We start from the raw sequence: 25,934 nt of genomic DNA, 5'->3' as shown, positions 1-25,934 counted from the left end.
GCGGAAGCAGGCGGAGTTGTTGGGGGAGCAGGCTTACCAGGCGTTGGCGGCATCGCGATCGGCTGAGGCGCCCGGGAAGTGGGCCGGTCCGCGCGAGTGCGAGCTGACCGGGCCCGCGCCATCGGGAAGGCCCCACCGAGTCTCCCCGATGAGGCCTTCACGGACCTTCGCTCAAGCCGTCCACAGGGGATCGCGGCCCAGGTACCGCAGCAGCTCCGCCGCCGCGTCGTCGCCCGCCTCACTCGCCAAAGCCGCCGCGTACGCGAAGCCTCGCAACGGTTCCGCCAGCTCCTTCGCCACCGGCAGCAGCGCCGCCGCCAGCTCCGGGGTCAGCGGGGACTGCTGGCCCGTCGCCACCGCGATGTCCCATGCGTGCACCGCCGCGTCCAACGCCGCCGCGCCCACCGCAACCGGGGCCGGAAGGGCTCCCTGCGGCAACGGCGTCGGGACCGCCGTCGCATCGGAGGCGACCGTCGCGAACGCTGCTGCCGCCGCCGTCAGTGTCGGCTCCAGGAAGTCGCTCGGCGTTCCCGAAAGCTCGCCGGACGGGGCGAACGGGTCGAAGTCGGGGCCGCCCGATCCCGTGATGAACGCCGCGTAGCCCAGCTGGTCGCCCGCCGCGTGCTGGAGGACCTGCGTTGCGGTCCACGCCGAGCACGGTGTCGGCAACGACCAGTCCGTCACCCCCGTCACCGCCGCGCGCAGGGCTTCGTGCGCTGCCGTCAGCAGCGGCCAGCGGTCGAGGCCCGCGAAGAACTGGCGGATGTCCGCGACCAGGACCTCCGGCGCCTCGTGGGCCGCGTAGTGGCCCGCCGCGTCTCGGGGGCCGCCGCTGCCGCTTCGCACGTCGTAGCTGTTCCAGCTCACGATGTTCGCGTGGTCTCGCTCGGCGAACCGGCGGATCGACTGGAAGTCGCCGGCGAACATCGCCAGACCCGTCGGGACCGTCGTCGGGCCCGCCGGCTGCTCGGTCGCGTGCGCGTTCTCGTAGTAGAAGCGGATCGACGAGCCGCCCGTGCCCGTCAGCCAGTACAGCGCCACGTTCGCGATCACGAACTCCGGGTCCAGGTGCTCGCCGAACAGCTGCGCGTTCCACGCCAGCAACGCCAGCGGGGAGTCGGCCAGCGCGAACGCCAGCGTGTGCGGCTGCTGGCTGTGCAGCTGGTTGAAGGAGAACATGTTCTCGTAGAACCACTGCAGGTGCGCGAGCGCGGCCTGGTCGGCCTCGCTCAGGTCCGCCATCTCCGCCGGGTCGCCGGACGGGAACGAGAACAGCTGCGTCACGTGCACCCCGACGACCTTCTCCGGCGCGAGCCGGCCGATCTCCGGGGAGATCATCGACCCGCCGTCGTTGCCCACCGCGCCGTACGACGCGTACCCGAGGCGCTCCATCAGCTCCGCCCACGCGGCCGCCGTGCGGTGCGTGCCCCAGCCCGCCGAGCGGGTCGGGCCCGAGAACCCGAAGCCCGGCAGCGACGGGATGACCAGGTGGAACGCCGGTGCCTCGGCCGACTCCGGCTCCGTCAGCGGGCCGATCACGTCGAGGTACTCGACCACCGAGCCCGGCCAGCCGTGCGTCAGCACCAGCGGCGTCGCGTCCGCACGGGACGAGCGGACGTGCAGGAAGTGGATCGTCTCGCCGTCGATCTCCGTGACGAACTGCGGGTACGCGTTCAGCCGCGCCTCGAACGCCCGCCAGTCGAACTTCTCCAGCCAGTACTCGGCCAGCGCGCGGACCCGCTCGTTCGTGACGCCGTATTCGGCGGGCAGGTCGTCCGGCCACAGCGCCCGGCGCAGGCGGCCCCGCAGGTCCTCGAGGGCGGACTGGGGGACCTCGGCGCGGAACGGGCGGAGGGCGGGGACCGTCATGACTGGCTCCTCAGACTGGAACGGAATGCTTCGTTCCGAACTGTAGCAGAGCGGAACGATCCGTTCCAGTGGTAATCTCCGGGCATGCCGGAAACCGCCCTCCCTGGCCGCCGCGGGCAGGCCGCCCGCAACAACGTCGTCATCCTCGACGCCGCCCGCCACGTCTTCCTGAACGACCCGAAGGCGCCGATCTCACAGGTCGCGGAGCGCGCTGGCGTCGGCATCAGCGCCCTCTACCGGCGCTACCCGAGCAAGGAGCTCCTGCTCTGCCGCCTCTGCCACGACGGGCTCCGCCGGTACATCGCCGAGGCCGAGACCGCCGCCGAGGAGCCCGACGGCTGGACGGCGTTCGAGCGGTTCCTCGGCCGGGTGGTGGACGCCGACGTGCACTCGCTGACCGTGCACCTCGCCGGCACGTTCACCCCGACGCCCGAGATGGGGATCGACGCGCAGCGGGCGAACGAGCTGTCGGCCAAGATCGTCGAGCGGGCGCGCGAGTCCGGGCGGCTGCGCGCCGACGCCGTCCCCGAGGACATCGGCATGATCCTCGAGTGCTGCTCGTCGATCCGGGTCGACGACCCGGAGCGCACCCGGCAGCTGCGCCGCCGCTACCTCGCGATGCTCCTGGCCGGGCTGGCCGCCGGGGACGGGCCGGACCTGCCGGGCCCGCCGCCGCGCCCGGGTGAGATGAACGGCCGCTGGCGTCCCTCCTGACGGACCCGCCGCGGCGCCGCCGGATGGCGGTAACGAATTCCGGGAGCGCGACGACTGATCAGCGTCGGCTGTCCAAAAGAGACCACGCATCACCTGTCATAGCGGCATTCCCGGACCGGAACAGCGAGATCACGACTATGCAACGAAGCTGGCGACGGACCACGATCCTGTCCTCGGTGGCCGCTTTGGCCACGGCTTTCATCGCGACGGCACCCGCCGCGGAAGCGGCGCTGCCCCCCAGTTCTGTCGAAGTCAGTCCCACAACCGTGCTGCCGGGACAGACATTCACCGTCACGGAAACCCTGTACAACGAACTCGATTTCCCGGTGACCGGTGGCAAGGCGGCTATTTCCGCGAAGCCGACCGCGCTCACCGACCTCGCCGACCTGGTGTCGTGCGCCGGCACCACCGCGGACTGCTACGTGTACGACGGCAGCTACCGCGGGCCGGTCGGCGACGTCGAGCCGGGCGGGACCCGGACCGTCACGTTCACCTTGCGCGTCAAGGAAACCGCGGCGCCCGGCGAGTTCACCCTGCGGCACCAGTTCGTCGGCGACAACTACGCCTTCACGAGCACCGACGGCCCGGTGATCACGATCGGCCAGCCGACGACGCTCGCCGACGTCAAGGTCGCGCTCGCCGCGAGCGGGCACGGCGGGCTGAGCGCGCGCATCGACTACACGCTCACCGTGACGAACTCCGGCCCGTCGGCCGCGTCCGGGATCCGGGTCGTGGCAACGTATCCGTCCGGGACGTCGTTGGCGAGCGCGACCGGCTGCGTCCGCGTCGGCACCACCCGCACGCTGAACTGCGACGTCGCTTCGCTGGCCAGCGGTGCTTCGGCGACGGCGAAGTTCTCGGTCAACGGCGGCCTGCTTGCCCTCGGCTCGTACACCGCGACGGCCGTGCGGACGGCGAGCTCGCCGACGGATCCCAACAGCGCCAACGACAGCGCGTCGAAGACGTGCTCGGCGCTCACCGGGCTCATCGTGAGCTGCTGAGCTTCTCGAGAGGTGAACCGGGCTCGTGTCCTCCGCCAGGGACACGGGCCCGGTTCGCGTTTTCAGCCGGAGACCGAGGCGTAGAGCTTCGCGATGTCGTCGTCGAAATAGGCGCTGTAGGAGACGTCCGGGGTGGCGCCGCCCAGCTGGTAGCCGCCGATGACGCCGATGACCGCGCCGTCGGTCACCCACGGCCCGCCGCTGGTGCCGTCGGGGAAACCGGGGCACGCGACGCGCATTTGGAAGGTGTCGGATCGCGTGGTGTCCCCTTCGCAGACGACCGGGGAATCGGTCGTGTCGGGGTAGCCCGTGAGGGTGATCCGGTGGGTGAATCCGCGATTGACGCCGAGCACGTTCGCGCCGGTGACGCTTTCCAGTGAAGCCGGGTTTCCGGCCTGCTGAACGGTCAGGAACGCGAAATCCAGATCCGGATCGGCGGACGAAGTCCAGCCGTCGGCGACGGCCACCCCGGTCACGGTCCACATTCCGAACGGCGCGATCCCGTCGTGGTAACCGGGCGCGAAACTCATTCCGTCCCGCACGCAGTGGGCGGCCGTGAGCACGACATCACCGGTGTTCGAGTGCACGACGCTCGCCGTGCAGAAATGGCTTCCGTTCGCGAACAACGCGCCGACCGGGGACTTAGCGGGGGCAGCCGGTGCGGGAGGGGCTGGGGCGGGCTCCCCGGCCGCGTAGGCGTCGTCGGCCGTCGTGCCGGTGCCGGCGGTCAGGCCGGTCACCACCACGGCCGCCACCGCCGCCGCCCGCAGGAACTGGATCACCACGCCTCAAGACCACCACAGCGGCGGCGGATCGGCAGCCCGCGCGGCCCGATCCACAGGGACCTCACAGCGGCTGCCCGATGGCGCGGTCTTCGGTGCGGGACGGCCGGAACCGCGGCCGGCGTCGTTAGCCTCGGGGGATGTCGAGTTCGGTCAGGTCAGCCGACGGCACGGTCGTCGGGTTCGAGACGCTGGGCGACGGCCCGCCGCTGGTCCTCGTCCACGGCACCGGCGCGGACCACACGCGCTGGGCCACGGTCCGCGACCGGCTCGCGGCGCGCTACCGCCTCCACCTCGTCGACCGCCGCGGCCGCGGGCTCAGCCGGGAGGAGGCCGCCGCGTACGACATCCGGCGCGAAGGCGAGGACATCGCGGCGGTGGCCGAAGCGGCCGGGGGCGACGTCTACCTCGTCGCGCACTCCTACGGCGCGTTGTGCGCGTTGGAAGGTGTCCGGCGGACGGGCGCGGTCAAGAAGCTCGTCGCGTACGAGCCGCCGCGGCCGAAGCCGGGGGAGGTCGTCGTCGGTCCGGACGCGCGGGCCCGCATGCGGGCCGCCGAGGACCCGGAAGAGATCCTGATGATCTTCCTGCGGGAGGCGCTCCGGCTGCCCGCGGCGGACGTCGAGGCGATGCGGGGCACGCCGGTCTGGCGGGCCCGCGTGGCCGCCGCACGCACGATCCCGCGCGAGCTGGAGGTGGTCGAGGCGATGGTCTTCGACGACCGGCTCGGCGAGATCACGATCCCGGTCCGGCTCTTCGCCGGGACCGAGAGCCCGGAGTACCTGCGCCTCGCGGCCGAGGACGTGGCGAAGCGGATCCCCGGCGCCGACGTCGTGCCGATGGTGGGCCAGGCGCACCAGGCGATGGACTTCGACCCGGACCAGTTCGTGCGGGCGGTGTTCGAGTTCGGCGAGGTGTGACGCCTAAGCGGGGTCCTTGGGCAGCAGCGTGGTCGCCGCGTCCGGGGCGGCGGCCGCCCGGGGACGGCGGTCGCGGAACAGCCAGCCGCCGATGATGCCGCCGGCGAAGCCGAACAGGTGGCCCTGCCAGCTGACGCCCTCCTCGGTCGGCAGCAGGGACGTGAACTGGTAGGCGAAGCACAACGCCAGCACCAGGCCGATCACGATGTCGATCGGGTGGCGGTCGAACAGGCCGCGCACGATGACGTAGCCGAAGTAGCCGAAGACCAGGCCGCTGGCCCCGACCGTGACCGCCGACGACGGCGAGATGACCCAGATCCCGAGGCCGCTGGCCACGACGATCAGCAGGCTCACGCCGAGCCACTTCTTCACGCCCCGGTAGGCGGCGAGGAAGCCGAACACGAACAGCGGGCCCGAGTTCGCCTCGATGTGGTCCCAGCCGTAGTGCAGCAGGGGCGCGGTGAAGATCTCCGGCAGCGACGCCGGGTCGCGCGTCTCGATGCCGAACTCCCGGCTGAGGTCGTAGCCGCCGAGCGCGTTGACGATCTGGATCGCCCACAGCAGGCCCAGCAGGCCGACCATCACCCACAGGGCCTTCTTCGCCTCGGCGATCATCGCCTCCGCCGTGCCGCCCTCTCCGGTCGTGCTCATCCGTCCCCCTGCCCTCGGTTCGCGCCGAGGATAACCGGCACCCGGGCGCGGACGCGGCGTTCCGGACCGAGCCGTGACCTGGCAGGGTTGGGAGCATGACGTCACACCGGCCGGAAATCGTCTTCCGGGGCCGCCGCATGCCCGGCGACCGCGCACTGGTCATGGCCATCGTCAACCGCACGCCCGACTCGTTCTACGACAAGGGCGCGACCTTCGCCGAGAACGCGGCGCGCGACGCCGTGGACCGCGCGGTCGCGGCGGGCGCCGACATCGTGGACATCGGCGGGGTGAAGGCCGGCGAGGGCCCCGAGGTCGACGTCGACGAGGAGATCCACCGGGTGGTGCCGTTCGTCGCCGAGGTGCGCGAGCGCCACCCCGGGCTGGTCATCAGCGTCGACACCTGGCGGCACGAGGTCGGGCGGCAGGTCTGCGAGGCCGGCGCCGACCTGCTCAACGACACCTGGGCCGGCGCCGACCCGAAGCTGGTCGAGGTGGCCGCCGAGTTCGGCGCGGGGTACGTCTGCTCCCACGTCGGGGGCATGCCGGTGCGGACCGACCCGTACCCGGCGCCGACCGCGGACCGGCCGTTCTGGCCGCGCTACGACGACGTCGTCGCGGACGTCGTCGCCGAGCTGACCACCGCCGCCGAGCGGACCGTCGCGGCGGGGGTGCCGCGCGGTGGCGTGCTCGTCGACCCGACGTTCGACTTCGGCAAGAGCACCCGGCACGGCCTCGAACTGCTCCGGCACTTCGACCGGCTGGTCGCGACCGGCTGGCCGGTGCTGGTCGCGCTGTCGAACAAGGACCTCATCGGCGAGACCCTCGACGTCGAGGCCCACGACCGCCTGGCGGGCACCCTGGCCGCCACGGCGATCGCCGCGCACGCCGGGGCCGCGGTCTTCCGCGCCCACAACGTCCGCGAGACGCGGGAGGCCGTGGAGGCGGTCGCGGGCCTCGTGTCCACTATGGACTGAGCCGCCAGAGCGACGTCACCTCGACGGCCCTGGCCCGGTGCAGCGGGTCCGCCGGGTCGAGCGCGCGGGGGTGCCGGGGCGCGGTGTCGACGCGGCCGATGACCCGCAGGCCCGCCGCGTCGATCCAGGCGAGCAGCTCCTCGCGGGTGCGCAGGCCGAGGTGCTCGGCGAGGTCCGACAGCACCAGCCACGCCTCGCCGCCGGGCGTGAGGTGCTTGCGCGCGCGGTCGAGGAAGCCGCGCAGCATCCGGCTGCCCGGGTCGTACACCGCGTGGTCGAGCGGGGTGCGCGGGCGGCCCGGCAGCCACGGCGGGTTGCCGACCACCAGCGGCGCCCGGCCGGGCGGGTACAGGTCTGTCCGCAGCACCTCGGTGCACGTGGCGAACCCCAGCCGGGCCAGGTTTTCGGTCGCGCACGCGACGGCGCGGGGGTCGGTGTCGGTCGCGACCACGTGCCGCACGCCGCGGCGGGCGAGGACGGCGGCGAGCACGCCGGTGCCGGTGCCGATGTCGAAGGCGAGATCCCGGCTGGGCAACGGCGTTTCCGCCACCAGGTCGACGTACTCCTGCCGCACCGGGGCGAAAACGCCGTAGTGCGGGTGGATCCGCGCGCCGAGCGCCGCGACGGCGATGCCGGTGCGGCGCCACTCGGCCGCGCCGAGGACGCCGAGCAGCTCCCGCAGCGGAACCGCGGCGGGGACTTCCAACGGGCCGTAGACGTCGGTGCACGCGTCCCGGACGTCCGGGGCCCGCCGCAGCGGGAGGACGTGACCCGGGTCGAGTGGCACGTACAGCAGCGAAAGCAGCCGGGCGCGGCGGGCGCGGTCCGCCCGGTAGCGCGGGTAGTCGTCCGGCGGCGGGCCGGGAATCCGCCGGGACATGGCGGTCAGGAGCCGCCGCACGGCCGGGTAGTCGCCGTGCCAGAGCAGGGCGACGCCGGAGGCCGCGGTGCGCAAGGCGGCGTCGGCGGACAGGCGGTCGTCGGCGGCGACCGCGTGGCGCGAAGGTGGGCTGAAGAGCAGGCGATCGGGTTCGCCGGGCAGCACGAGGTGAGGCACGAGAAAGGGGTTTCCGTTCTTGCAGCGAGCGCGACGAAGAACCCGCGGGAGACGCGGGCGTGCGGGAAGACCTGAGCCGACTAGCTCAGGACGGCTGCATGAACGGGCGTCGTCACCCTTCGACCCTAGCGCCGGGGCCCGGGGCATGGCGTACAAAGGACGGAAGAGGTGATGCCGGATGACACCCTCGCCGGTGCGGCGCGAAAAGCGGCGCCGATGGTCGGTCGTCGCGGCCGTCGCCGCGGTGCTGGTTTCCGTGCCCTCGCTCGTCTCCGCGCTCGCCCCGGCCGGCGAATCGATCGACGCCGCCCGGTTGCGCGCGCTGGTGCTGGACTCCGCCGGACGGCCGTACCAGGGCTACGCCGAAAGCGCCGGGTCGCTCGCCCTGCCGGAGCTGCCGAACCTCGCCCCGGTCACCGCGCTCTTCTCGATGCGGACGCCGATGCGCGCGTGGTACGCCGGGCCCGACCGCTACCGCGTCGACATCCTCGGCACCGCGGGCGAGCACGACGTCTACCGGCTGCCCGACGGCGAATACACGTGGGACTACGGCGACAACACCCTGACGGAGCTGATCGGCGAGCCCGCCGTCCGGCTGCCGCGGGCCGGGGACCTACTGCCGCCCGAGCTCGCGCGGCGGATCCTCCAGGCCGCGAAGAACGACCCGGTGAGCGTGCTGCCCGCGCGGAACGTCGCCGGTGTCGCCGCGTCCGGGCTGCGGCTCGTCCCGGCCGACCCGGACACGACGATCGGGCGCGTCGACCTCTGGGCGGACCCGGCGACCGGCGTCGCGGTGCGCGTCGAGGTGACCGCGCGCGGGCAGGCGGCCCCGATCCTGGTCACCGAGTTCAAGCAGCTGGAGCAGACGGCACCGGTCGTCGAAGCGCCGCGGCCCGCCCTCGGGTCCGGGTTCACCGTGGCGAGCGCGCCGGACGTCTCGGACGCGCTCGGCGCGTTCAGCCAGCTCCCGCTGCCGTCGTCGCTGGCGGGGCGGCCGGTCATCTCGTCGAACTTCGGCGGGATCCAGGGCGCCGCGCTCTACGGCCGCGGGCTCGCGTCCTTCGTGGTGGTCGTCGTGCCGCGCGCGGTCGCCAACGCGGCGAGCGACGCCGCCGGGAAAGCCGGGGCGGTGCAGGTGAAGCTGGCCGCCGGGACGGTCGTGCAGCTGTCGATCACGCCGCTGTCGCTGGGGATCGCGCGCTCGGCCGTCTCCCGCCGCTCGTACCTGCTGGCCGGGACGGTGACGCCGGACGTGCTGAAGGCGGTCGCGGACGAGCTGTCCCGGCTGCGCCGGAGCGGCCGATGATCGCCACGCACGCGCTGACCAAACGCTACGGCCGCACCGTCGCCGTCGACGCGGTCGACCTCGAAGTCCGCGAAGGCGACCGCTACGGCTTCCTCGGCCCGAACGGCTCCGGCAAGACCACGCTCGTCCGGATGCTGCTCGGCCTGGTCTACGCGACGAGCGGGGAGATCGAGGTGCTCGGGAAGCCGGTGCCGAAGCGCGTCGCCGAGGTGCTGCCGGACGTCGGCGCGCTCGTCGAAGGCCCGGCCGCGTACCCGCACCTGTCCGGGCGGCGGAACCTGGCGCTGCTCGACGCGGCCGGGCGCGGCGGCCCGCGGCGGACGCGACGCCGTCGCATCGACGACGTCCTCGAGCAGGTCGGGCTCGGCGGGGTCGACCAGCGGCCGGTGAAGGCGTACTCGCTCGGCATGCGGCAGCGGCTCGGGCTGGCCGCGGCCCTGCTGCGGCGGCCCCGGCTGCTGATCCTCGACGAGCCGACCAACGGCCTCGACCCGCAGGGCATCAAGGAGATCCGCGAGCTGCTGGTCGAGCTGAACGCGGGCGGCACCACGGTGTTCCTGTCCAGCCACCTGCTGGCCGAAGTCGAGCAGCTGTGCACGCGCGTCGGCGTCGTCGACCGCGGGCGGCTCGTGCTGGAGGAGGACCTGGCGACGCTGCGGGCGGCGACCGGCCGCGTCCTGGTCGGCACGCCGGACGCCGCCGCGGCGGCCGCGGTGCTCGACGGCCAGCTCGAAGCCCGCGACGGCGACCGCCTGGTCATCCGGCACGCGGACCCGGCGGCGCTGAACGCACTGCTCGTCGAGGCGGGGGTGCGGGTGACGTCGATCCACGCCGAGCAGCGGACGCTGGAGCAGGTCGTGCTCGACGTGACGGGGCCGGGTTCGGACCGGTTCGGGGCGGCCGGATGATCGGCGTCGAACTGCGGAAGCTGGTGCTGCGCCCGCGCGTGTGGGTCAGCGTGCTGCTGCTGTGCCTGTTGCCCGCGATCGTCGGCGTCTTCCTGGCGACGGCGGACTTCGCGCCGCCGCCGGGCCAGGGCGGCGCGTTCCTGTCGGCGGTGGTGAGCGACGGCGCGTTGTTCCCGGCCGCCGCGCTCGCGCTGGTGCTGCCGCTGTTCCTGCCGATCGCGGTCGCCGTCGTCGCGGGCGACTCGATCGCCGGGGAGGCGTCCGGCGGCACCCTGCGGTACCTGCTGGTGCGCCCGGTCGGCCGGACCCGGTTGCTGGGCGCGAAGCTGGTGGCGCTGGCGGTGTACGTGACCGCGGCGATCGTCATCGTCGTGCTGACGTCCTTGGTGCTGGGCGTGATCCTGTTCGGCACCGGCGGCAACCCGGGCGTCGCCGGACCGGGCGGGCAGCCGACCGGCGTGACGTCGTTGTCGGGGCAGTCGCTCAGCTCGTCGGCGCTCGGCCTGCGGCTGCTCGGCGCCGTCTCGTACATCGTGATTTCGATGCTCGGGTTCGCCGCGATCACGGTGTTCCTCTCGACGGTGACCGACTCGGCGCTGGGGGCCGCGCTGGGCGGGCTGGCCGTGCTGATCACCAGCTCGGTGCTGGAAACCCTGGACGCGGCCGCTTCCGTGAAGCCGTACCTGCCGACGCACTACTGGCTGTCGTGGATCGACTTCTTCCGCGACCCGGTGCTGTGGCGCAACATCGACCACGGGCTGCTTCTGCAGGCGGGCTACATCGTGGTGTTCTTCGGGGCGGCGTGGGCGAACTTCGCGACGAAGGACGTCACGAGCTGACGCAGTCGGTCGGTGCTTCCAGCGGCCGGGTGCCGAGGGCCTGGAGGACCAGCTCGGTGACGGCGGGGTCGGTGGGCAGGTCACCGTGCGCGGCCTGGTTGCCGGGGCAGACCTGCTGCAGCGAGACGTTGACGGCGCCGTCGAGCCGGGCCGACTCGGGCGGGGTGACCGTCTCGTCCCGTTCGGTCCAGATCGACAGCCACGGCAGGGTCGACGGGATCGGCTCCTTGGCGAGCTCCCGCATGAGCGTGCTCCCGGGGGCCAGCTGGACGCACGCCGTGGGGCAGGCGCCCGGAACCAGCGCGCCGCCCGCCGTGGCGAGGCCGGTGCCGTGCATCGGCGCGCCGAGCGTGACGACCCGGCGGGCCTGGTGCTCACCGCCGTCGCGGCTGACCCACAGCCGCGCCACGACCCCGCCCGCCGAGTAGCCGACGACGTCGACCGAAGGCGCTCCGCCCGCGTACGCGCGCTCGACGGCGTCGGCCAGGACGCCAGCCTGTTCGAGGAGGTCACCGGTGCCGTCCCCGGCCAGGGTGAGCACCTCGGTCGCGCGGCCGGTCGCTTGCCGGATCCGCGCGGCGAGCTCGTCGAGTGCGCCCTGGCCACCGCCGTAGCCGGGGACGAGCAGCACCGGCCCGGGCCGCGCCTGGTCGGGGACGCCGTCCCGCGGCGCGGCGTCGCTGCCGGAGCCGGCGATCAGGGCCGCGGCGAGCACGACCACGGCGACGGCCGCGACCCCGCCCACCAGCAGGCGACGCCGGGGACTGATGCCGCGCCACCAGGCCGTGATCCGCATGTCTCCATGATGACCGAAGGCGTGGGGTCAGAGACCCGCCCAGCCGGTGGTGACCACGGTGCCGTCGGGGGTGGTCAGCCGGACGCGGGTGGCGCCGCGGGGGAGTCCGGTGGCGGTGAACCAGCCGTCGTCGTCGATCGGCCTGGTGTGGTGCTCGCCCGAGACCTCGATGACGGCGTCGCCGGTGGCGCCGGTGACGAGGCCGCGCAATACGACCCGGCCGTCGGTGTACTCCACTTGCAGTTCGACGGACACCCGCGGCGACTCGAACGACAGCAGGCGGACCTCGTCCCCCGCGGCGCGGACGGCGCCAGCCTCGGCGAGGTCGGTGTCGAACGCGAGCTCGGCGAGTTCGGCGTCGAGCTCGCGGGTGGAGAGGGCGGCCCGCGCCTGCCGCAGCACGAGGTCCGGCACGGGGTCGGCCTGCGCGGCGGCCGCGCGCAGCTGGTCGAGCAGCTCTTCGTCGGTCACGTCCCGTCCTCCGTCCCGAGCCCGGCCTGGCCCGCCCGTTCCCGCAACCGGCCCAGGCAGCGCTGCCGGGTCGGGCCGATGCTGCCGATCGGCATGTCGAGGGCGTCGGCGACCTCGGCGTACGACGGCGGGGGAGTGGCCATGAGCACCCGCAGCAGGCGTCGGCACTGGTCGGACAACGTCTCCAGAGCGCGCCACAGTGCCGCGTTGCGCTCGTCGAGCAGCAGGGCGGCGTCGACGGCTTCGCCGGGCGCGGGATCGACCCGCCAGTCGGCGTCGTCGGTCGGCCGTTCCCGGTCGGCGCGGCGGATCTGGCGGAGGCACTCGTGCCGGGCGGTGGTGGCCAGCCAGCCGGGCAACCGCTCGGGATCCTTGATCCGGCCCAGGTTCTCGACCAGCTTCAGCCAGGTCGTCTGGACGACATCGGCGGCATCGGCATCGGCGAGCCGGTGCGCGCGGGCGATCGACCAGAGCAGGCTGGCATACCGGTCGACAAGGGCGTCCCAGGCAGCCTGGTCCCCCCGCGCGGCCGCCTCGAGCAGGGCCGTGGTGTCCACATCACCTCCGGTTGACCCACTCAGCCTAGCCAAGAGCGACCCTTCGGACCTGTACGCCATCGGGGGACTCCTTTCCCCGTCCAGCAGATCCGGTTCCCGGCGGGGAAATACACCTGAACCCGGTGGTGGTGGCGGCCGTGTGCCGGTTGGGAGTGTGTGGAGAGGAACCGGGGTGAGCCGATCATGTGGATCCGGAAAGTGCTGCTCGTCGTGCCGTTGCTGGTGCTGGACCTTGCCGGGTGTGCGCAGCCGGCGGTGTTCGTGAAGGTGGGGAAGGCCGTGCCCGTTCCGGCGCGCACCGAGGTGCCCGGGAGCGCGCTGCTCGGGGACACGCCGGTGGCGCCGGACGTCGCGCGGCTCTAGTCGAAGTCACCAGACGTCCCGCGCGGCGGCTGTGCGCTCAGCCGGTCTCGGACTTCCGGTCGGCCGCGGTGATGGCCGGGCGGATGTTCCGGCGCGCGCGAACGGCCGATCCCGGCGCCCCGCCAGCGGCGCCGGGATCGGCCGTCGTCCTCGCGCTAGTTGAACGGGTCCAGCGTGAGGTAAGCCGTCGCCGGGTTTGCGTCGTTCACCAGCGACTCGTAGTGGCCCACGTCGTCGAACGCGAACGCGTACGCCTTTCCGTCCGCCATCTGCGCGTGGATCTTGCGGGCGTAGTGGTTCGTCACCGCGTCGAGGTAGAAGCCCGCCGAACTCGTGTCCGGCTGGTTCGCGTTCGTCAGCAACGTCGAACGGTTGAAGCCCGCGCACAGCGTCCGGGAAATCTGGCCGCGGACGTCGTTGGGGGCGTCGAGGTTCTTGTAGCAGCCGAAAACGCTGTCGGAATCCGGTTTCTGGAACGCCGTCACGAACCCGCCGGACGTGTTCGTGAAGTTCATGACGTTGCCCGACACCCGGCCGTAGTACTTGACGCCCGGCTGGTCCGCCACCGGGGTCACCGTCAGCGTCGACGAGCTGTACTTCGACCACACCCGGTCGATGTAGTCCTGCAGCACGTTCGCGGGCAGCGCGCCCATTTCGATGCCGTGGCTCGGGGCGAGCGCGCGCAGCACCGTGCCGTCCGACCGGGTGCGGATCAGGTTGGCCCAGCCGCCCGGCTGGCCGCGCAACGCGTTCAGGAAACCGTTGTAGCCGCCCGCTTTCAGGTGTCCCGTCGACTTCGTCGTGCCGCCCACCGGTTGCACGCCCACCGCGTACGGTGCCGAGAACATGTCCACCTGGGTGCTGTTGATCCAGAGGCCGCCGTCGTTGAGCGTGTACTCGGACCAGTTGAAGAGGATGTTGACGTTCGGGTCCGATGGGTTCTGGATCGCCGGCTGCACCAGGCCGCCCGTCGCGAGTTTGAACACCAGCTTCTGCCCGTAGGAGAAGTAGATCCGGCCGGAGAACTTCGGGATCCGGATGGTGATCGACTGGCCGTTCGCCGGGCCCGGGATCGACGCGTCGGGTGCCGGGATCGGCGGGACCGAGCCCGCCGGCCAGGCGTGGAACGTGCCGTTCGCGTCCGCCCAGCCCTGCTGGCCGGTCGCCAGGTTCGTGCCGAGGTCGTAGAGGTAGACCTGGTCGGCGCGGCCGGAGTTGTTGGTGATCTTCAACGGGATCGTCGCGGGGACCGCTTCGGCGGCGGGTGCGGTGGCGAGCGCGACGGCGGCCGCCGCGGCCAGCACCCCCAGTCTCGCTCGGATGGGACTTCTCGTGCGCACGGGCGCCTCCTCGTCGAGGCCGATGATCACAAGTTGTTCAGACCATTTCAGAGTCCGTGGGCCGGTGAGCGGTTGTCAAAGGCTGATATTTATCAGCCCCCGTCCGGCCCAACGGCTTGCCTTGGGCGAAGACGACGGCGGTGAGCACGACCGCGGCCCCGAGCAGCTGCCACGCCGTCAGCCGCTGACCGAGCACCAGCCAGCCCAGCAGTGTCGCGACGACCGGGCTCAGCAACCCGAGGAACGTCACGTGCGTGGCCGGCAGCGCGCGGATCCCCCGGAACCACAAGGCGTACGCCAGCGCGGCGCCGATCAGAGAGAGGTAGGCGTAGCCAGCCAGGTTGGCGCCGGACAACGACGCGGGCGGCGGCCCTTCGACGGCCAGCGCGACCGGCACGAGCACCAGCCCGCCCGCGACGAGCTGCCAGCCGGTCGTCGCCAGCAGCGGTGCCGGGGACACCCAGCGCTTGCTGAGCACGACGCCGGTGGCCATCACGACCGCGCCGCCCGCCGCGGCGGCGACGCCGAGGGTGTCCAGGTGGGCGCTCGAGCGCAGGACCAGCAGGCTGACCCCGGCCACGCCCGCGACACCGGCGAGCAGCGTGCGCGCGGTGAGGCGTTCGCCGAGCAGGCCGGTCGACAGCCCGGCGACGAGCAGCGGCTGCAGCGCGCCGAGGGTGGCGGCGACCCCGCCGGGCAACCGGTAGGCGGCGACGAACAGCAGGGCCAGGAACGCGCCGATGTTCAGCGTGCCGAGCACGAGCGAGCGCCACCACCAGTCGCCCTTCGGCAGGCGGCGGGTGAGCGCGACGAGCAGCAGCCCGGCGGGCAGGGCCCGGATCACCGCGGCGAGCAGCGGGCGGTCCGGGGGCAGGTACTCCGTCGTGACGAGGTAGGTGGAGCCCCAGACGGCCGGGGCGAGCGCGGTGAGGATCAGCGTCTTGTTTAGCACTAAGACAGATTACCTCAGCGCTAAGCTAAATGGCTACCCACTCACTTACCGCTAAGCAATCGGCTACGCTGGGCCGATGGCCGACCACGTGGACCGTGTCCTGGCGCAGTGGCACGCCGAGCGCCCCGACCTCGACGTCTCCCCGATGGCGGTGATCGGGCGGCTGTCCCGGCTGAGCGCGCTGGTCGACACCGAGCTGCGCCGGACGTTCGCCCGCCACGGCCTCGATCGCGCGACGTTCGACGTCCTCGCGACCCTGCGCCGCAGCGGGCCGCCGTACCGGCTCACGCCGACGGAGCTGATGCGCTCGGCGATGGTGACGTCCGGGGCGATCACCCAGCGCCTCGACAAGATGGAGGCGCGCGGCCTGGTCAAGCGCACGCCGGACGAGACCGACGGCCGCGGCGTGCGGGTGGAGCTGACCGACGCCGGGGGTGAGCTGATCGACCGCGCGCTGCCCGACCACGTCGAGACCGAGCACCGGATCCTGAGCGCGCTGAGCCGAGGCGAGCGCGACGAACTGGCCGCGACGCTGCGGACCCTGCTGGAGAGCCTGGGCGGCGCGGGGTCATGAGCGCGCGGACCCAAGCGCCCCAAGGCGGCCTTGGTTGCGTTGAATCGGCTTTGCGGCGCGCAGCGCCTCCGTTGAGGGTGGCGGTGGGGGCATGGGTGGAGCACCGAAGGCCGCCTTGGTTGCGTCTGACGCACCGAAGGCCACATTGGGGCGCTTGGCGCCGGGCCCTACGAAATCTGGCGGACCGGCTCGCCGTCCAGCAGGTAGTCCAGGTCGATGCGGCCGCCCGCCGCCGCCAGGATCGCGTCGATCGCCAGGTCCACGTCCAGCTTGCGGCTGTGCTGGTCGGCGTACGCGCGCATCAGGTTGCCGATGTGGCGCTCCGGGTTGCGCCACGACGGCCAGCGCAGCGACGCCTGGTGCGCCAGCTTCGTGAAGTCCGACTGGCGCGCCGTCACCTCCAGCAGCCACTCCAGGTAGACGCGCATCGCGTGGAACGCCGTGTGGCCCGGGTTGGCCACCGGCCCGTGGCCGGGCACCAGCGTCCGCGGCCGGAACGTGTCCTGGAGCCAGTCGAGCGCCTCGAGCCAGCCGGGGATCGAGCCGTGCACCGCCACCGGCGTGTCGCCGATGACCACCAGGTCGCCGGTGAACAGCGTGCCCGAGCGCGGCTCGTGCACCACCAGGTCGCCCGCCGTGTGTGCGACGCCCGGCACCGCCACCACGTCCACGGCCGCGTCGCCCAGGTCGAGCCGCCGCCAGCCGGTCACCGGCTGGACCGCCTCCGGCTCCGGCGGCTCCAGTACGCCCCACCGCGTGTAGGTGAAGACGTTGCCGTAGGTCTGCGGACCCGCCTTGACCAGGTCGATGCTGCCGGGCGCGACCAGCGCCGTCCCGCCCTCGCGCAGCGCGACGCCCAGGCCGTTGTGGTGCTCGCCGTGCGCGTGCGTGATGACGACCGTGCAGCTCCTGCTCGCCCGCGTACTTGCGGACGTCGCGCAGCAGCTCCAGCGTCGCCTGCTCGGTGCCGCAGGTGTCGATCAGCGCGACGCCGTCGCGGCCCTGGATCCACCCGCTGTTGGCGACGAACCATTCGGCCGGGCTCTTCACGTACGCCACCACGCCCGGACGCGCGTGCCGGAGCGGGACGATGTTCGATCTGACGGCCGGCATGCATTCCTCCCCTGAACGGACGAAGCGGTTAACGACGGTGGCGGGCGGCAGGTTGCGCGGTTTCTCCCGGAATGTTCAGCCGGGCCGCCGCCACCCCCGGTTGGCCCCCGCCGAGTGGGGTCGGATCCGGGGATGAGCGCCGTCCGTCGAGGAGCTGCCAGCGGTCTAGACCATTCGGAATGATAAGAGGCGGTCATCGGCGTGTCACTGACAAGAACGGACAGCTCCGGGTGAACTCCTGGCGAACCGAGGCAATTTCGATCGGGCGCCCGGCCGAATAATTTTCGGGTTTCCGCTCTTGACAGTCGATCTCGTACGCCCATACTGGTATATACCTTTATGGGAGGGTCCGGGCACAAAAAGAGACTTCGCGCTCGTGGGCCGACGGAAGGTCTGAGGGGTCCTTCCGTCGGTCGCGCGAAGTCCGAGGGGGCCGGTCACCGGCAGTGTTGACACAGATACTGGTACTAACCAGTATGTCTCTCCTGCCGTCCGGGAGGAGAAACATGGGGGCACACGTCCGGATCGACAACCGGCTGGTCCACGGGCAGGTCACGGTCGCGTGGACGCGGCTGCTCGGCGTGCGCCGGCTCGTCGTCTGCAACGACGACGTCGCCGCCGACGACCTGCAGCGGATGCTGCTCCCGCAGGCCGCTCGTGGGCTGCCCACCGACATCCTGACGGTGGCGGACACGCTCGCCGCCGCGCCGGGGACCGAGGCCATGATCGTCGTGAAGCACCCCGAGGACGCGTTTCGCCTGGTCGAGGGCGGGTTGCGGCCGGAGGTCGTGAACGTCGGCAACGTCGCGCCCCGCCCGGGCACCGCCTACACCATGGTCACCCGCTCGATCGCGGTCACCGCGGACGAGGCCGACGCCTACCGCAAGCTCGCCGCCGCCGGCGTCCCGCTGGTCACGCAGCTGATGCCGCGGGACAAGCCCGCCGAATTCGTCCCGTTGCTCGACCGGAAAGGGCTGTGACCGAAGAGCATGCTCGTCGCGCTGGCCCTGACCCTGTGGGCGATCTACTGCACCTACGACGGGCTCGGCCCGTTCCTCATCTACGCCCAGCGCCCGCTGATCGCCGGTTCGGTGGCCGGGCTGATCACCGGGCACCCGCTGCTCGGTCTGCTGATCGGCGCGACGCTGGAGCTGGCCGCGCTCGGCGTCTACACCTACGGCGGCGCGACGATCCCGGACTACCAGACCGGCGCGATCGTCGGCACCGCGCTGGCCGCGGGCGCCGCCGGTGACGTGTCCGCGCAGGTCGCGATCGGGATCGGGGTCGGGCTGCCCGCCGCGATCCTGCTGGCCGCGCTCGACCCGGTCGGCAAGATGGTCACCACCGCATTGGTGCACCGCGCCGACGGCTACGCCGCCGACGGCAACGCCCGCGGCCTGGCGCGGATCCACTGGGTCAGCCTGGTCCCGTGGGCCGCGGTGCGCGCGATCCCGACGTTCCTCGCCGCGCTGGCCGCGTCCGGCGGGCTGGTCAAGGACATCACCGCGAGCATCCCCACCGGGTTCGTGCAGGGCATGACGCTCGCCGGGTCGCTGCTGCCCGCGGTCGGCTTCGCGCTGCTGCTCGGCATGATGGAGCTGTCGAAGTACTGGTACCTGCTGCTGATCGGGTTCGTCGGGTTCGCCTACCTGCACCTGCCGGTGCTGGGGATCGCGCTCGTCGGCGTCGCGGTCGCGATGCTGTTCGTGACGCTCAAGCGCGACGAGCCCGTGCTCGCCGTGCCCGAGACGGCCGAAGAATCCACAGTGGACTCCCGGCTGACCAAACAGGACCTGCGGCGGGTGTTCCGCCGGTACTTCTGGTCGAGCCAGATCTCCTGGAACTACGAACGGATGCAGGCGCTCGGGTTCGCCTACTCGATGGAGCCGGTGCTGCGGCGGCTCTACCCGGACAAGGCCGACTACGTCGCCGGGCTGCAGCGGCACCTGCAGTTCTTCAACACGTCGGTGCTCATCGGCGGGCCGCTGATCCTCGGCTCCAGCGTCGCGCTGGAGGAGGCCGGGACGCCGAAGTCGGCCGCGAGCACCAAGGTCGCGCTGATGGGCCCGCTGGCCGGGATCGGCGACACCGTCGTCTTCGCGCTGTACAACAGCATCGTCTTCACCATGGGCGCGTCGTGGGCGCTGCAGGGCAACTGGCTCGGCCCGGCCTTCGCCGCGGTGATGGTGCTCGTGCCGTACGCGCTCGTGCGGCGCTGGCAGTTCGGGTTCGCCTACCGGGAAGGGAAACGGCTGGCCGGGCACCTCGCCGCCGGCGCGCTCGCCCGCGTCGCGCAGGGGGCGACCGTGCTCGGGTTCGTCGTGCTCGGCGGGTTCATCCCGTCGATCGTCAAGGTCGTCACCACGCTGACCTACCGGCAGACCACCACGGTCCAGGGGCAGGCCGTGACCCAGTCGGTGGCGATCCAGGACCGGCTCGACGAGCTCGTGCCGTTCCTGCTGCCGGTGCTGGTCACGGCCGGGGTGTACCTGCTGACGGTCAAGGCCAGGCTGCGGCCGGTCTGGGTGATCGGCATAGTCGTCGTCGCCGGGGTCGTCCTGGGGTGGCTCGGCTGGTTCGCGCCGTCGGCCCCGGCGAAGAGTTAGGAGAAGCGCCATGAGCGTCCCGATCATCCTGGCCGGGCACGGCGGTCTGCCGTCCGGCGTCGGGGAGGCCGCCGAGATGATCCTCGGCCCGCAGTCCCGGCTGAAGGTCTGCGAGCTGAGCCCGCGCGACAGCCCGGAGGAGTTCGGCGTCCGGCTGCTCGCGCTGGCCGGCGACGCCGCCGAGCTGCTCGTGCTGGCCGACCTGCACGGCGGTTCGCCGTTCAACGCCGTCCGCGCGCTCGCCGTCGCCGGGCGGCCGCGCATCGAACTGGTGTCGGGGCTGAACCTGCCGATGCTGCTGGAGGTCCTGCTGCACACCACCGACGACGTCTCCGAGCTCGCCGGCGTGGCCCGCGCCGCCGGCCGCGACGGCGTCGTCGACGTCCTGGAATCCACCTGGTGACCGCCCCGCTCCTGCTGGCCGCGCAAGACGTCCGGATCACCCCGGGACCGGGGCACCCGCTCGGCGGTTACCTGGCTCGCGACGGCGTCGCGACCGGCACGCACGACGACCTCGAGGCGTCGCTGATCTGGCTGTCCACAGAGGACGATCCAGGGGTGCTGTGGGTGGCGCTGGACGCGCTCGCCGTCGACGCCGGGCTGACCCGCACGCTCGCCGACGCCGTGGCCGCCGCGGTCGGCATCGACCCGGAGCGGGTGCTCGTCTGCGCGTCGCACACGCATTCCGGGCCCGAGGGCTGGACCGGCCAGCTGCACCCGGGGCTGCCGGGGCGGCGCGACGCCGGGCTCGTCGGCGGCATGGCGGAGAAGGTGACCGGCGCGGCGCTGCGGTTGCGCGCGGGCCGCGGCCGGGTGCGGGCGCGCTGGCACGCGGGCTCGACCGAAGCGGTGGGCGGCAACCGGTACCGGCCGGATGGGCCGCACGACACGTCGTTCGGCGTGCTCGAGCTGCGCCGCGACGACGGCACGCCGGCGGCGCTGCTGTTCGACTACGCGAGCCACCCGACGGTGCTCGGCCCGGACAACCTGGCGTGGTCGGCGGACTGGCCGGGCGCGACCCGCCGCGAGCTGGCGGCGCTGGTCGGCCGACCGGTGGCGGCGTTCCTGCAGGGCGCGGCGGGCGACGCGAGCTTCCCGGTTCGTCCGCCGCGGCCGCGACCACGACGAGGTGCGGGCACTGGGCGGCCACCTGGCGACGTCGATCGCCCGCACGCTGGCGGCCGTGTCGCCCTCGCCGTCGGCGGAGATCGGCCCGGTCCGGCTGTCGCGGTCGGAGCTGCGGCTGCCCTACCGCGACGTACCGTCCATTGAGGACAGTCTGGCGCTGCGCGGCGCGGCCGAGGCCGAGTGGCGGCGCGAGCTGGCCGGCCACGGCGAGGACCACCCGGCGGTCCGCATCGCCCGGACGCGCTACGAGGGGTGCGCGATGCTCGCGGCGATGGCGGCCAGCGACCGGCCGACGGGCTGCGCGCGGGTGCCGGTCAGCGTCGTGTCACTGGGCGAGGTGGCGTGGCTGCACACGCCGTTCGAGCTGTTCGCTTCGCTGGGGCTGCGGATCCGGCGGGGCAGCCCGTTCCGGCACACGCGGGTGATCGGGTACACCGACGGGTACCTCGGGTACCTGCCGGACGCCGACGGGCACCGCGACGGCGTTTACGAGTCGTACGTGACGCTCTTCGGGGCCGACGCCGGGGACGTGCTGGTGGCGCACTGCCTGGAGCTGCTGCGGACGCACGCGCGGCGGTGACGCGTCAGTCGGTGTCCCGCGGAGTGCGGAGGGGAAAGCCGAAGCCGAGCACGCAGGACGCGAGCAGGCCGATGCCGGTCAGCACGAAGACCGCCGACGGCGACGGGTTCACCTCGCCTCGCAGCGGGGTCGATCGCCAGGCGACCGCCCACAGCACCACGCCGATCGCGCCGAAGCCGAGCATCGAGATCAGGGCCCCGGTGCCGAGCCGCTCCTGGTGGGCGGACCACACGGACAGGCAGGCGCCGGCGAGCAGGATGGCGGCCAGCGCCAGCCACCGGTGCACCTTGGCCTCGGGCGGCACCACGTCGTCGACCGGCGGCCGCCGCGGGCGTGGGGCAGGGCGAGGCCGCGGTCCCTTCGCTCGGGGTCGGCGGGCTGACCAGGCCGCCAGCACCGCCGACGAGCCCGGCACCGCGCCCCCTCCCGCCGGTCGTGAGTGTTCAGGGCGGTTAGAACCGCCCTGAACACTCACGAGCACGCGCGTCGGGCCCCTCAGGTTGCCGGGTTGCGCCTCGCCTGCGTGAAGACCGTGTAGCGGTCCGCGCGGTACAGCGACCGGCCCGCTTCGATCACCCCGCCGCTCTGGTCGTGCAGCGTGCCCTCGATGATCAGGCACGGCTGGGTCGGCTCGATGCCGAGCAGGTCGGCGTCCTGGCTGGTGGGGAGCACCGCCGAGATCGCCGTGTCGTTCCACTCCGCGTGGACGCCCCAGCGCTCCTCCAGCGTGCGGTGCAGGGACTGCGTCTCCCAGTCGAAGAGCTCGATGTCCGGGAACCGGTCGACCGACAGGTTGGTGCGTTCGACGGCGAACGGCTCGTCCTCGACGTAGCGCAGCCGCTCCAGCCGGAACACCTTCGCCCCCGGCGGGACGTTCAGCCGTCCCGCGATGCGGGGGCCCGCGCTCTCCACCTCCGCGTGCAGCACCTTCGTCTTGGGGACGACGCCGCGGGCCTGCATGTCCTCGGTGAACGAGGTCAGCATGTCGATGTGCGCGGCCTGGCGCTGGGCGGTGAACGTCGCCGTGCCGTGCTGGCGGTAGAGGACGCCGTCGGCGACCAGGCGATTGATCTCCTGGCGGACCGTGCCGCGGGCGACCTGGAAGTGCTCGGCGAGGAACCGCTCCGACGGCATCAGCCTGCCGGGGCCGGCCTCCGTCGCGACGCTTTCGAGGATCTCGCGGAGCTGGTCGCCTTTCGGCCGCCCCGGCTCGAGTGCGTCCGGGAGGCGGAGATCGCTCGCGGGGACGTGCTTGGGACGAGGCATGGCTCAAGTATGTCGCGCCGCACGGGGAGAGGTAACACCCGCGCCCGGCTCGGCGATCGGGGGCGGGGCCGGGTCAGCCCGTCGCGCGGGTGGCCAGCTCCTCGAGAAACCGGTCCGCGAGCGCCGTCCCCGTGACGTGCCCGACCGCCGTGTACAGCGCCTTCGACTCGCGGGCCGTCCCCGTGGCCAGCGTCGACCGGCCCGCCGCCGCCTCCACCGCGGCCAAGCCCAGCAGCGCCTGCGCCTCCAGCAGCCGGAAGCCGCCCGCGCGGGCCGCGTCCAACGCCGCCCGCGCGTGCTCGCCCGCCTCCGTGACGCGGCCGCTCACCGCCAGCACTCCCGCCAGCGTCGCCGACGCCTCGGCCAGCTGACCGCGCAGCCCCGACTCCGCCGCCAGCTCCCGCGCCTCCCGCAGGACGCGCTCCGCCACGGCCAGGTCGCCACCCGCCTCCGCCGCCCGGCCGAGGACGATCAACGCCGCCGCCTCCACCTGGCGGTCGCCGTCCCGGCGGACCAGGTCCAAGGCTTCCTCCGCCGTGCGGGCCGCCGGGCCGTGGTCGCCGCGGGCCGTGTGCAACGCGCTCAGCACGTTCAACGCCGTCGCCTCGCCGAAGCTCGAGCCCAGCTCGCGGAACTCCCGCCGCGCCTGGTCGACGGCTTCGGCCGCCTCGTCGAGGCGTCCCGTCGCCAGCAGCACCCCGCCGAGGTCAGCGAGGTTCGCCGCCTCCCAGAACACGAGCTTTTCCTTGCGGCACAACGCCACCGCCTCGTACAGGCAGTCCTCGGCCTGCTCCAGCCGCCCCAGCTGCCGGTAGTGGCAGCTCAGCGAGTTCAGCGCGAGCGCCTCGCCCGACCGGTTGGCCAGCTCGCGGAACAGCTGGATCGCGCGACGGCTGTGCTCGACGGCCTCCGACAGCCGCCCGGTCCACTCCAGCATCGCGCCGAGGTTCGCGACGGCCGTCGCCTCGCACTCGCGCCACCCGCACGCCCGGCTGGCGAGCACCGCCTTCTCCGAGTGCCGGATGCCCGCCTCGTGCTGGCCTTCGCGGAAGTACGCCCCGCCGATCGACAGGTGGACCAGTGCCTCCGCGGGCTGCGCGCCGTGGTCCCGCGCCGCCTCCAGCACGATCGGGGCCAGCTCCAGCCACTCCGCGCGGCGCCCGTGGTCGTGGAAGAACCGCCGCAGCGCGTCGGCGAGGTACCACGCGCCCGGGTACGGCCCGCGGGTCGCGGCCTGCCGTAGCGCGGCCGCCAGGTTCGGCACCTCGACGTCCAGCCAGGCGACGGCTTCGGCGGCGTCGCTGAAGGCGATCGGGCTCGGCGCCGTCGGCGCGTCTTCGCGGGGCAGCGTCACGATCCGCGCGCCCAGCAGCGCGACGGCGGCGTCCGCGGCCGCGCAGTAACCGGTGAACAGCCGTTCCCAGGCCCGCTCGCGGGCGGCTTCGTCCTCGTCGGCGCGGACGCACCGCTCGGCGTAGCGGCGGGCGAGGTCGTGGAACCGGTAGCGGCGGGGCGCGTGCGCCTCCAGCAGGTTCGCCGCGGCCAGGCCGCGCAGCCGCCGGGTCGCCTCCGGCGGCGGCACGTCGAGCAGTGCGGCGGCGGCCATCGGCGTGAAGTCGGCGCCGGGCACCAGCGCGAGCAGCCGGAACGCGTGCCGCAGCTCCGGCGGCAAGGCCTGGTAGGAGACCGAGAACGCCTTCGCGACGGCACTTTCCTCCGCGCCGTCGAAGCCGAGCTGGGCCAGCGGGTCGCCGCGCAGCTCGTCGACGAGCTCGCCGATGCTGGCGACCCCGGTGTTCGCCGCGGCGATCCGCAGGGCCAGCGGGTGGTGCCCGCAGAGCCGGGCCAGCTCGTCGGCCGCGTCGGGTTCGGCGGTGGTCCGCTCGCCGAGCAACGCGGTCAGCAGCGCTCGTGAATCGTCCTCGCGGAGCTGGCCCAGCCCGAGCGAGCGCGCGCCGGTGCGGGCGACGAGCTCGTCGAGCCGGTGGCGGCTGGTCACCAGCACCCGGCCCGACGACGGCAGCAGCGGCAGCACCTGCGCCGTGTCGCGGGCGTTGTCGAGCACGACCAGCGCCTCGCGGTCGGCCAGCAGCGAGCGGTAGAGCTTGCTCTGGTCGTCGAGGCCCGGCGGCACGTCGCGCAGGTCGACGCCGAGGGTGCGCAGCAGCTGGGCGAGCGCGGCGGCGGGGGTGAGCGGCTCGTCGTCGGCGTCGAAGCCGCGCAGGTTCACGTACAGCTGGCCGTCGGGGTAGCGGGCCCGCGCGGTGTGGGCCCAGTGCACGGCGAGCGCGGTCTTGCCGACACCCGCGGTGCCGGTGATCACCCAGACGTCGCCGGGTTCGTCGAGCGCGGCCAGCTCCGGGGCGCGGCCGGCGAACCCCCGGACGTCGAGCGGCAGTTCGGCGGGCCGCGGCGCGACGGGCGCCGGCGCCGGTTCCCCCTCGCCGCGCAGGATCCGCAGCCGCAGGTCCTGCAGGGCCTGGCCGGGTTCGATGCCGAGCTCGTCGACCAGCAGGTCGTGCGCCCGGGTGTACGTCTCGAGGGCTTCCGGGGTGCGGCCGCAGCGGTGCAGGGCGAGCATCAGCGCGCCGCGCAGCCGTTCGCGGAACGGGTGTTCGTCGACGAGCCGCCGCAGCTCGCCGACGACGTCGCCGTGCCGCCCGGACGCCAGCTCCTGCTCGTACAGCTCCTCCAGCACGACGAGCCGACGTTCGGCCAGCGCTGGGCCCTCGTGCTCGGCGAGCGCTTCGCTGACCCCGCCCAGCGGCGTGCCTTCCCAGAGCGCCAGCGCGGCCCGCAGGTGCGCGACGGCTTCCGGCCCGGAGGTGGCTCTGGCCTTGGCGACTTCGTCGGCGAAGACGTCGAGGTCCCGGTCACCGGGAGCCACCTCGATCAGGTAGCCGGGCGCGCGCCGGACGATGACGTCGCGGCCGAGCAGCTTCCGCAGTTCGGAGATGTGCACCTGCAGCCGCCCGCGGACGCTCGGCGGCGCGTCTTCGCCCCAGGTCAGGTCGATCAGCCGGTCTTCGGCGACCACCCGGTTCGCGTTGAGCAGCAGCGCGGCCAGCACGGACGTCTGCTTCTGGCCACCTGGCCGGACCGCGCCCGTGTCGCCGAGGACCGTGACCGGCCCGAGCAGGCGGTAGCGCACGTGTTGCCCCCAGAAG

Annotated in this window: 27 protein-coding genes; 14 read left to right on the top strand and 13 right to left on the bottom strand. The window is 73.2% G+C overall.

Features of this window, described 5'->3' with window-relative positions; genetic code table 11:
* Window positions 1–171 precede the first annotated feature (171 nt).
* Window positions 172–1,869 (bottom strand): alpha/beta fold hydrolase, encoded by a 1,698-nt coding sequence (locus QP939_RS05585; RefSeq protein ID WP_285455475.1) that lies wholly within the window; start codon window positions 1,867–1,869, stop codon window positions 172–174.
* An 84-nt stretch (window positions 1,870–1,953) separates the two neighbouring features.
* Between QP939_RS05585 and QP939_RS05580 the strand changes: the two genes are divergently transcribed.
* Both QP939_RS05580 and QP939_RS05575 read left to right on the top strand, forming a co-directional pair.
* Complete coding sequence (locus QP939_RS05580; RefSeq protein ID WP_285455474.1) at window positions 1,954–2,583, top strand: TetR/AcrR family transcriptional regulator; 630 nt, start codon at window positions 1,954–1,956, stop codon at window positions 2,581–2,583.
* A gap of 176 nt (window positions 2,584–2,759) precedes the next feature.
* Complete coding sequence (locus QP939_RS05575) at window positions 2,760–3,584, top strand: hypothetical protein (protein ID WP_285455472.1); 825 nt, start codon at window positions 2,760–2,762, stop codon at window positions 3,582–3,584.
* Window positions 3,585–3,646: 62 nt separating this feature from the next.
* On the opposite strand, the gene QP939_RS05570 is transcribed toward QP939_RS05575, so the two are convergent.
* On the bottom strand, window positions 3,647–4,369 hold the full coding sequence (locus QP939_RS05570; protein WP_285455470.1) for a trypsin-like serine peptidase: 723 nt from the start codon (window positions 4,367–4,369) through the stop codon (window positions 3,647–3,649).
* A gap of 137 nt (window positions 4,370–4,506) precedes the next feature.
* Between QP939_RS05570 and QP939_RS05565 the strand changes: the two genes are divergently transcribed.
* On the top strand, window positions 4,507–5,286 hold the full coding sequence (locus QP939_RS05565; protein WP_285455469.1) for an alpha/beta fold hydrolase: 780 nt from the start codon (window positions 4,507–4,509) through the stop codon (window positions 5,284–5,286).
* A 3-nt stretch (window positions 5,287–5,289) separates the two neighbouring features.
* Here QP939_RS05565 and QP939_RS05560 read toward each other — a convergent pair whose 3' ends face one another.
* Window positions 5,290–5,937 carry a rhomboid family intramembrane serine protease gene (locus QP939_RS05560; RefSeq protein ID WP_285455468.1) on the bottom strand — a complete coding sequence of 216 codons (648 nt, stop codon included), beginning with the start codon at window positions 5,935–5,937 and terminating at the stop codon, window positions 5,290–5,292.
* Between the two features lie 95 nt (window positions 5,938–6,032).
* On the opposite strand from QP939_RS05560, the gene folP reads away from it, so the two are divergent.
* Window positions 6,033–6,911 carry a dihydropteroate synthase gene (folP, locus tag QP939_RS05555; RefSeq protein ID WP_285455467.1) on the top strand — a complete coding sequence of 293 codons (879 nt, stop codon included), beginning with the start codon at window positions 6,033–6,035 and terminating at the stop codon, window positions 6,909–6,911.
* Here the strand turns inward: folP and QP939_RS05550 are convergent.
* Window positions 6,901–7,968, bottom strand: coding sequence for a methyltransferase (locus tag QP939_RS05550; protein WP_434219633.1), 1,068 nt, complete (start codon window positions 7,966–7,968; stop codon window positions 6,901–6,903). The two genes, folP and QP939_RS05550, sit on opposite strands and share 11 nt — an antisense overlap.
* 178 nt (window positions 7,969–8,146) lie before the next feature.
* Here QP939_RS05550 and QP939_RS05545 point away from each other — a divergent pair, with 178 nt between their 5' ends.
* The 3 genes from QP939_RS05545 to QP939_RS05535 are packed head-to-tail and all read left to right on the top strand — an operon-like array spanning window position 8,147 to window position 11,021.
* The gene (locus QP939_RS05545; protein WP_285455466.1) at window positions 8,147–9,274 is read left to right on the top strand and encodes a hypothetical protein; all 1,128 of its coding nucleotides are present in this window, start codon (window positions 8,147–8,149) and stop codon (window positions 9,272–9,274) included.
* Window positions 9,271–10,182, top strand: coding sequence for an ABC transporter ATP-binding protein (locus QP939_RS05540; RefSeq protein WP_285455465.1), 912 nt, complete (start codon window positions 9,271–9,273; stop codon window positions 10,180–10,182). Before QP939_RS05545 ends, QP939_RS05540 begins: the two co-directional genes overlap by 4 nt.
* Window positions 10,179–11,021 carry an ABC transporter permease gene (locus tag QP939_RS05535; protein ID WP_285455464.1) on the top strand — a complete coding sequence of 281 codons (843 nt, stop codon included), beginning with the start codon at window positions 10,179–10,181 and terminating at the stop codon, window positions 11,019–11,021. Before QP939_RS05540 ends, QP939_RS05535 begins: the two co-directional genes overlap by 4 nt.
* Here QP939_RS05535 and QP939_RS05530 read toward each other — a convergent pair.
* From QP939_RS05530 to QP939_RS05520, 3 genes are read right to left on the bottom strand one after another with little or no spacing between them, the layout of a single operon-like run.
* Complete coding sequence (locus QP939_RS05530) at window positions 11,011–11,817, bottom strand: esterase/lipase family protein (RefSeq protein WP_285455462.1); 807 nt, start codon at window positions 11,815–11,817, stop codon at window positions 11,011–11,013. The two genes, QP939_RS05535 and QP939_RS05530, sit on opposite strands and share 11 nt — an antisense overlap.
* A gap of 27 nt (window positions 11,818–11,844) precedes the next feature.
* Entirely contained in the window at window positions 11,845–12,288 is a 444-nt protein-coding gene (locus QP939_RS05525; RefSeq protein ID WP_285455460.1) for a hypothetical protein, read from the bottom strand.
* Window positions 12,285–12,845, bottom strand: a complete 561-nt coding sequence (locus QP939_RS05520; protein ID WP_285455459.1) for an RNA polymerase sigma factor — start codon at window positions 12,843–12,845, stop codon at window positions 12,285–12,287. The genes QP939_RS05525 and QP939_RS05520 overlap by 4 nt, the downstream gene beginning before the upstream one ends.
* Window positions 12,846–13,028: 183 nt before the next feature.
* Here QP939_RS05520 and QP939_RS05515 point away from each other — a divergent pair, with 183 nt between their 5' ends.
* Window positions 13,029–13,208 (top strand): hypothetical protein, encoded by a 180-nt coding sequence (locus tag QP939_RS05515; protein WP_285455458.1) that lies wholly within the window; start codon window positions 13,029–13,031, stop codon window positions 13,206–13,208.
* Window positions 13,209–13,363: 155 nt separating this feature from the next.
* Here the strand turns inward: QP939_RS05515 and QP939_RS05510 are convergent, their stop codons facing one another.
* Both QP939_RS05510 and QP939_RS05505 read right to left on the bottom strand, forming a co-directional pair.
* The gene (locus QP939_RS05510; RefSeq protein ID WP_285455457.1) at window positions 13,364–14,548 is read right to left on the bottom strand and encodes a glycoside hydrolase family 64 protein; all 1,185 of its coding nucleotides are present in this window, start codon (window positions 14,546–14,548) and stop codon (window positions 13,364–13,366) included.
* 37 nt (window positions 14,549–14,585) lie between these two features.
* Window positions 14,586–15,500: an EamA family transporter gene (locus QP939_RS05505; RefSeq protein ID WP_285455456.1), complete on the bottom strand. Its 915-nt coding sequence runs from the start codon at window positions 15,498–15,500 to the stop codon at window positions 14,586–14,588.
* 76 nt (window positions 15,501–15,576) lie between these two features.
* On the opposite strand from QP939_RS05505, the gene QP939_RS05500 reads away from it, so the two are divergent.
* Entirely contained in the window at window positions 15,577–16,074 is a 498-nt protein-coding gene (locus tag QP939_RS05500; RefSeq protein WP_285455455.1) for a MarR family winged helix-turn-helix transcriptional regulator, read from the top strand.
* 167 nt (window positions 16,075–16,241) lie between these two features.
* Here the strand turns inward: QP939_RS05500 and QP939_RS05495 are convergent, their stop codons facing one another.
* Window positions 16,242–16,922: an MBL fold metallo-hydrolase gene (locus QP939_RS05495; RefSeq protein WP_285459663.1), complete on the bottom strand. Its 681-nt coding sequence runs from the start codon at window positions 16,920–16,922 to the stop codon at window positions 16,242–16,244.
* A gap of 771 nt (window positions 16,923–17,693) precedes the next feature.
* Between QP939_RS05495 and QP939_RS05490 the strand changes: the two genes are divergently transcribed.
* From QP939_RS05490 to QP939_RS05470, 5 genes are read left to right on the top strand one after another with little or no spacing between them, the layout of a single operon-like run.
* Entirely contained in the window at window positions 17,694–18,167 is a 474-nt protein-coding gene (locus tag QP939_RS05490; RefSeq protein WP_285455454.1) for a PTS sugar transporter subunit IIB, read from the top strand.
* 9 nt (window positions 18,168–18,176) lie between these two features.
* Window positions 18,177–19,793, top strand: a complete 1,617-nt coding sequence (locus QP939_RS05485; RefSeq protein WP_285455452.1) for a PTS system mannose/fructose/sorbose family transporter subunit IID — start codon at window positions 18,177–18,179, stop codon at window positions 19,791–19,793.
* A 10-nt stretch (window positions 19,794–19,803) separates the two neighbouring features.
* Window positions 19,804–20,196 carry a PTS sugar transporter subunit IIA gene (locus QP939_RS05480; RefSeq protein WP_285455451.1) on the top strand — a complete coding sequence of 131 codons (393 nt, stop codon included), beginning with the start codon at window positions 19,804–19,806 and terminating at the stop codon, window positions 20,194–20,196.
* A complete protein-coding gene (locus tag QP939_RS05475) occupies window positions 20,193–21,065 on the top strand; it encodes a hypothetical protein (RefSeq protein WP_285455450.1) in 873 nt (290 codons plus the stop codon). Before QP939_RS05480 ends, QP939_RS05475 begins: the two co-directional genes overlap by 4 nt.
* Entirely contained in the window at window positions 20,977–21,501 is a 525-nt protein-coding gene (locus QP939_RS05470; RefSeq protein WP_285455448.1) for a hypothetical protein, read from the top strand. The genes QP939_RS05475 and QP939_RS05470 overlap by 89 nt, the downstream gene beginning before the upstream one ends.
* A 4-nt stretch (window positions 21,502–21,505) precedes the next feature.
* On the opposite strand, the gene QP939_RS05465 is transcribed toward QP939_RS05470, so the two are convergent.
* From QP939_RS05465 to QP939_RS05455, 3 genes are all read right to left on the bottom strand, one after another.
* On the bottom strand, window positions 21,506–21,808 hold the full coding sequence (locus tag QP939_RS05465; protein WP_285455447.1) for a hypothetical protein: 303 nt from the start codon (window positions 21,806–21,808) through the stop codon (window positions 21,506–21,508).
* Window positions 21,809–21,996: 188 nt separating this feature from the next.
* Complete coding sequence (locus QP939_RS05460; protein WP_285455446.1) at window positions 21,997–22,767, bottom strand: GntR family transcriptional regulator; 771 nt, start codon at window positions 22,765–22,767, stop codon at window positions 21,997–21,999.
* A gap of 73 nt (window positions 22,768–22,840) precedes the next feature.
* Complete coding sequence (locus QP939_RS05455; RefSeq protein ID WP_285455444.1) at window positions 22,841–25,918, bottom strand: AfsR/SARP family transcriptional regulator; 3,078 nt, start codon at window positions 25,916–25,918, stop codon at window positions 22,841–22,843.
* Window positions 25,919–25,934: the final 16 nt, after the last annotated feature.

Origin of the sequence: Amycolatopsis nalaikhensis, from assembly GCF_030264295.1 — a bacterium.
Lineage (GTDB): Bacteria > Actinomycetota > Actinomycetes > Mycobacteriales > Pseudonocardiaceae > Amycolatopsis > Amycolatopsis nalaikhensis.
The sequence above is the reverse complement of the archived record's forward strand: the minus strand, read 5'-3'. Positions and strand labels throughout refer to the sequence as shown.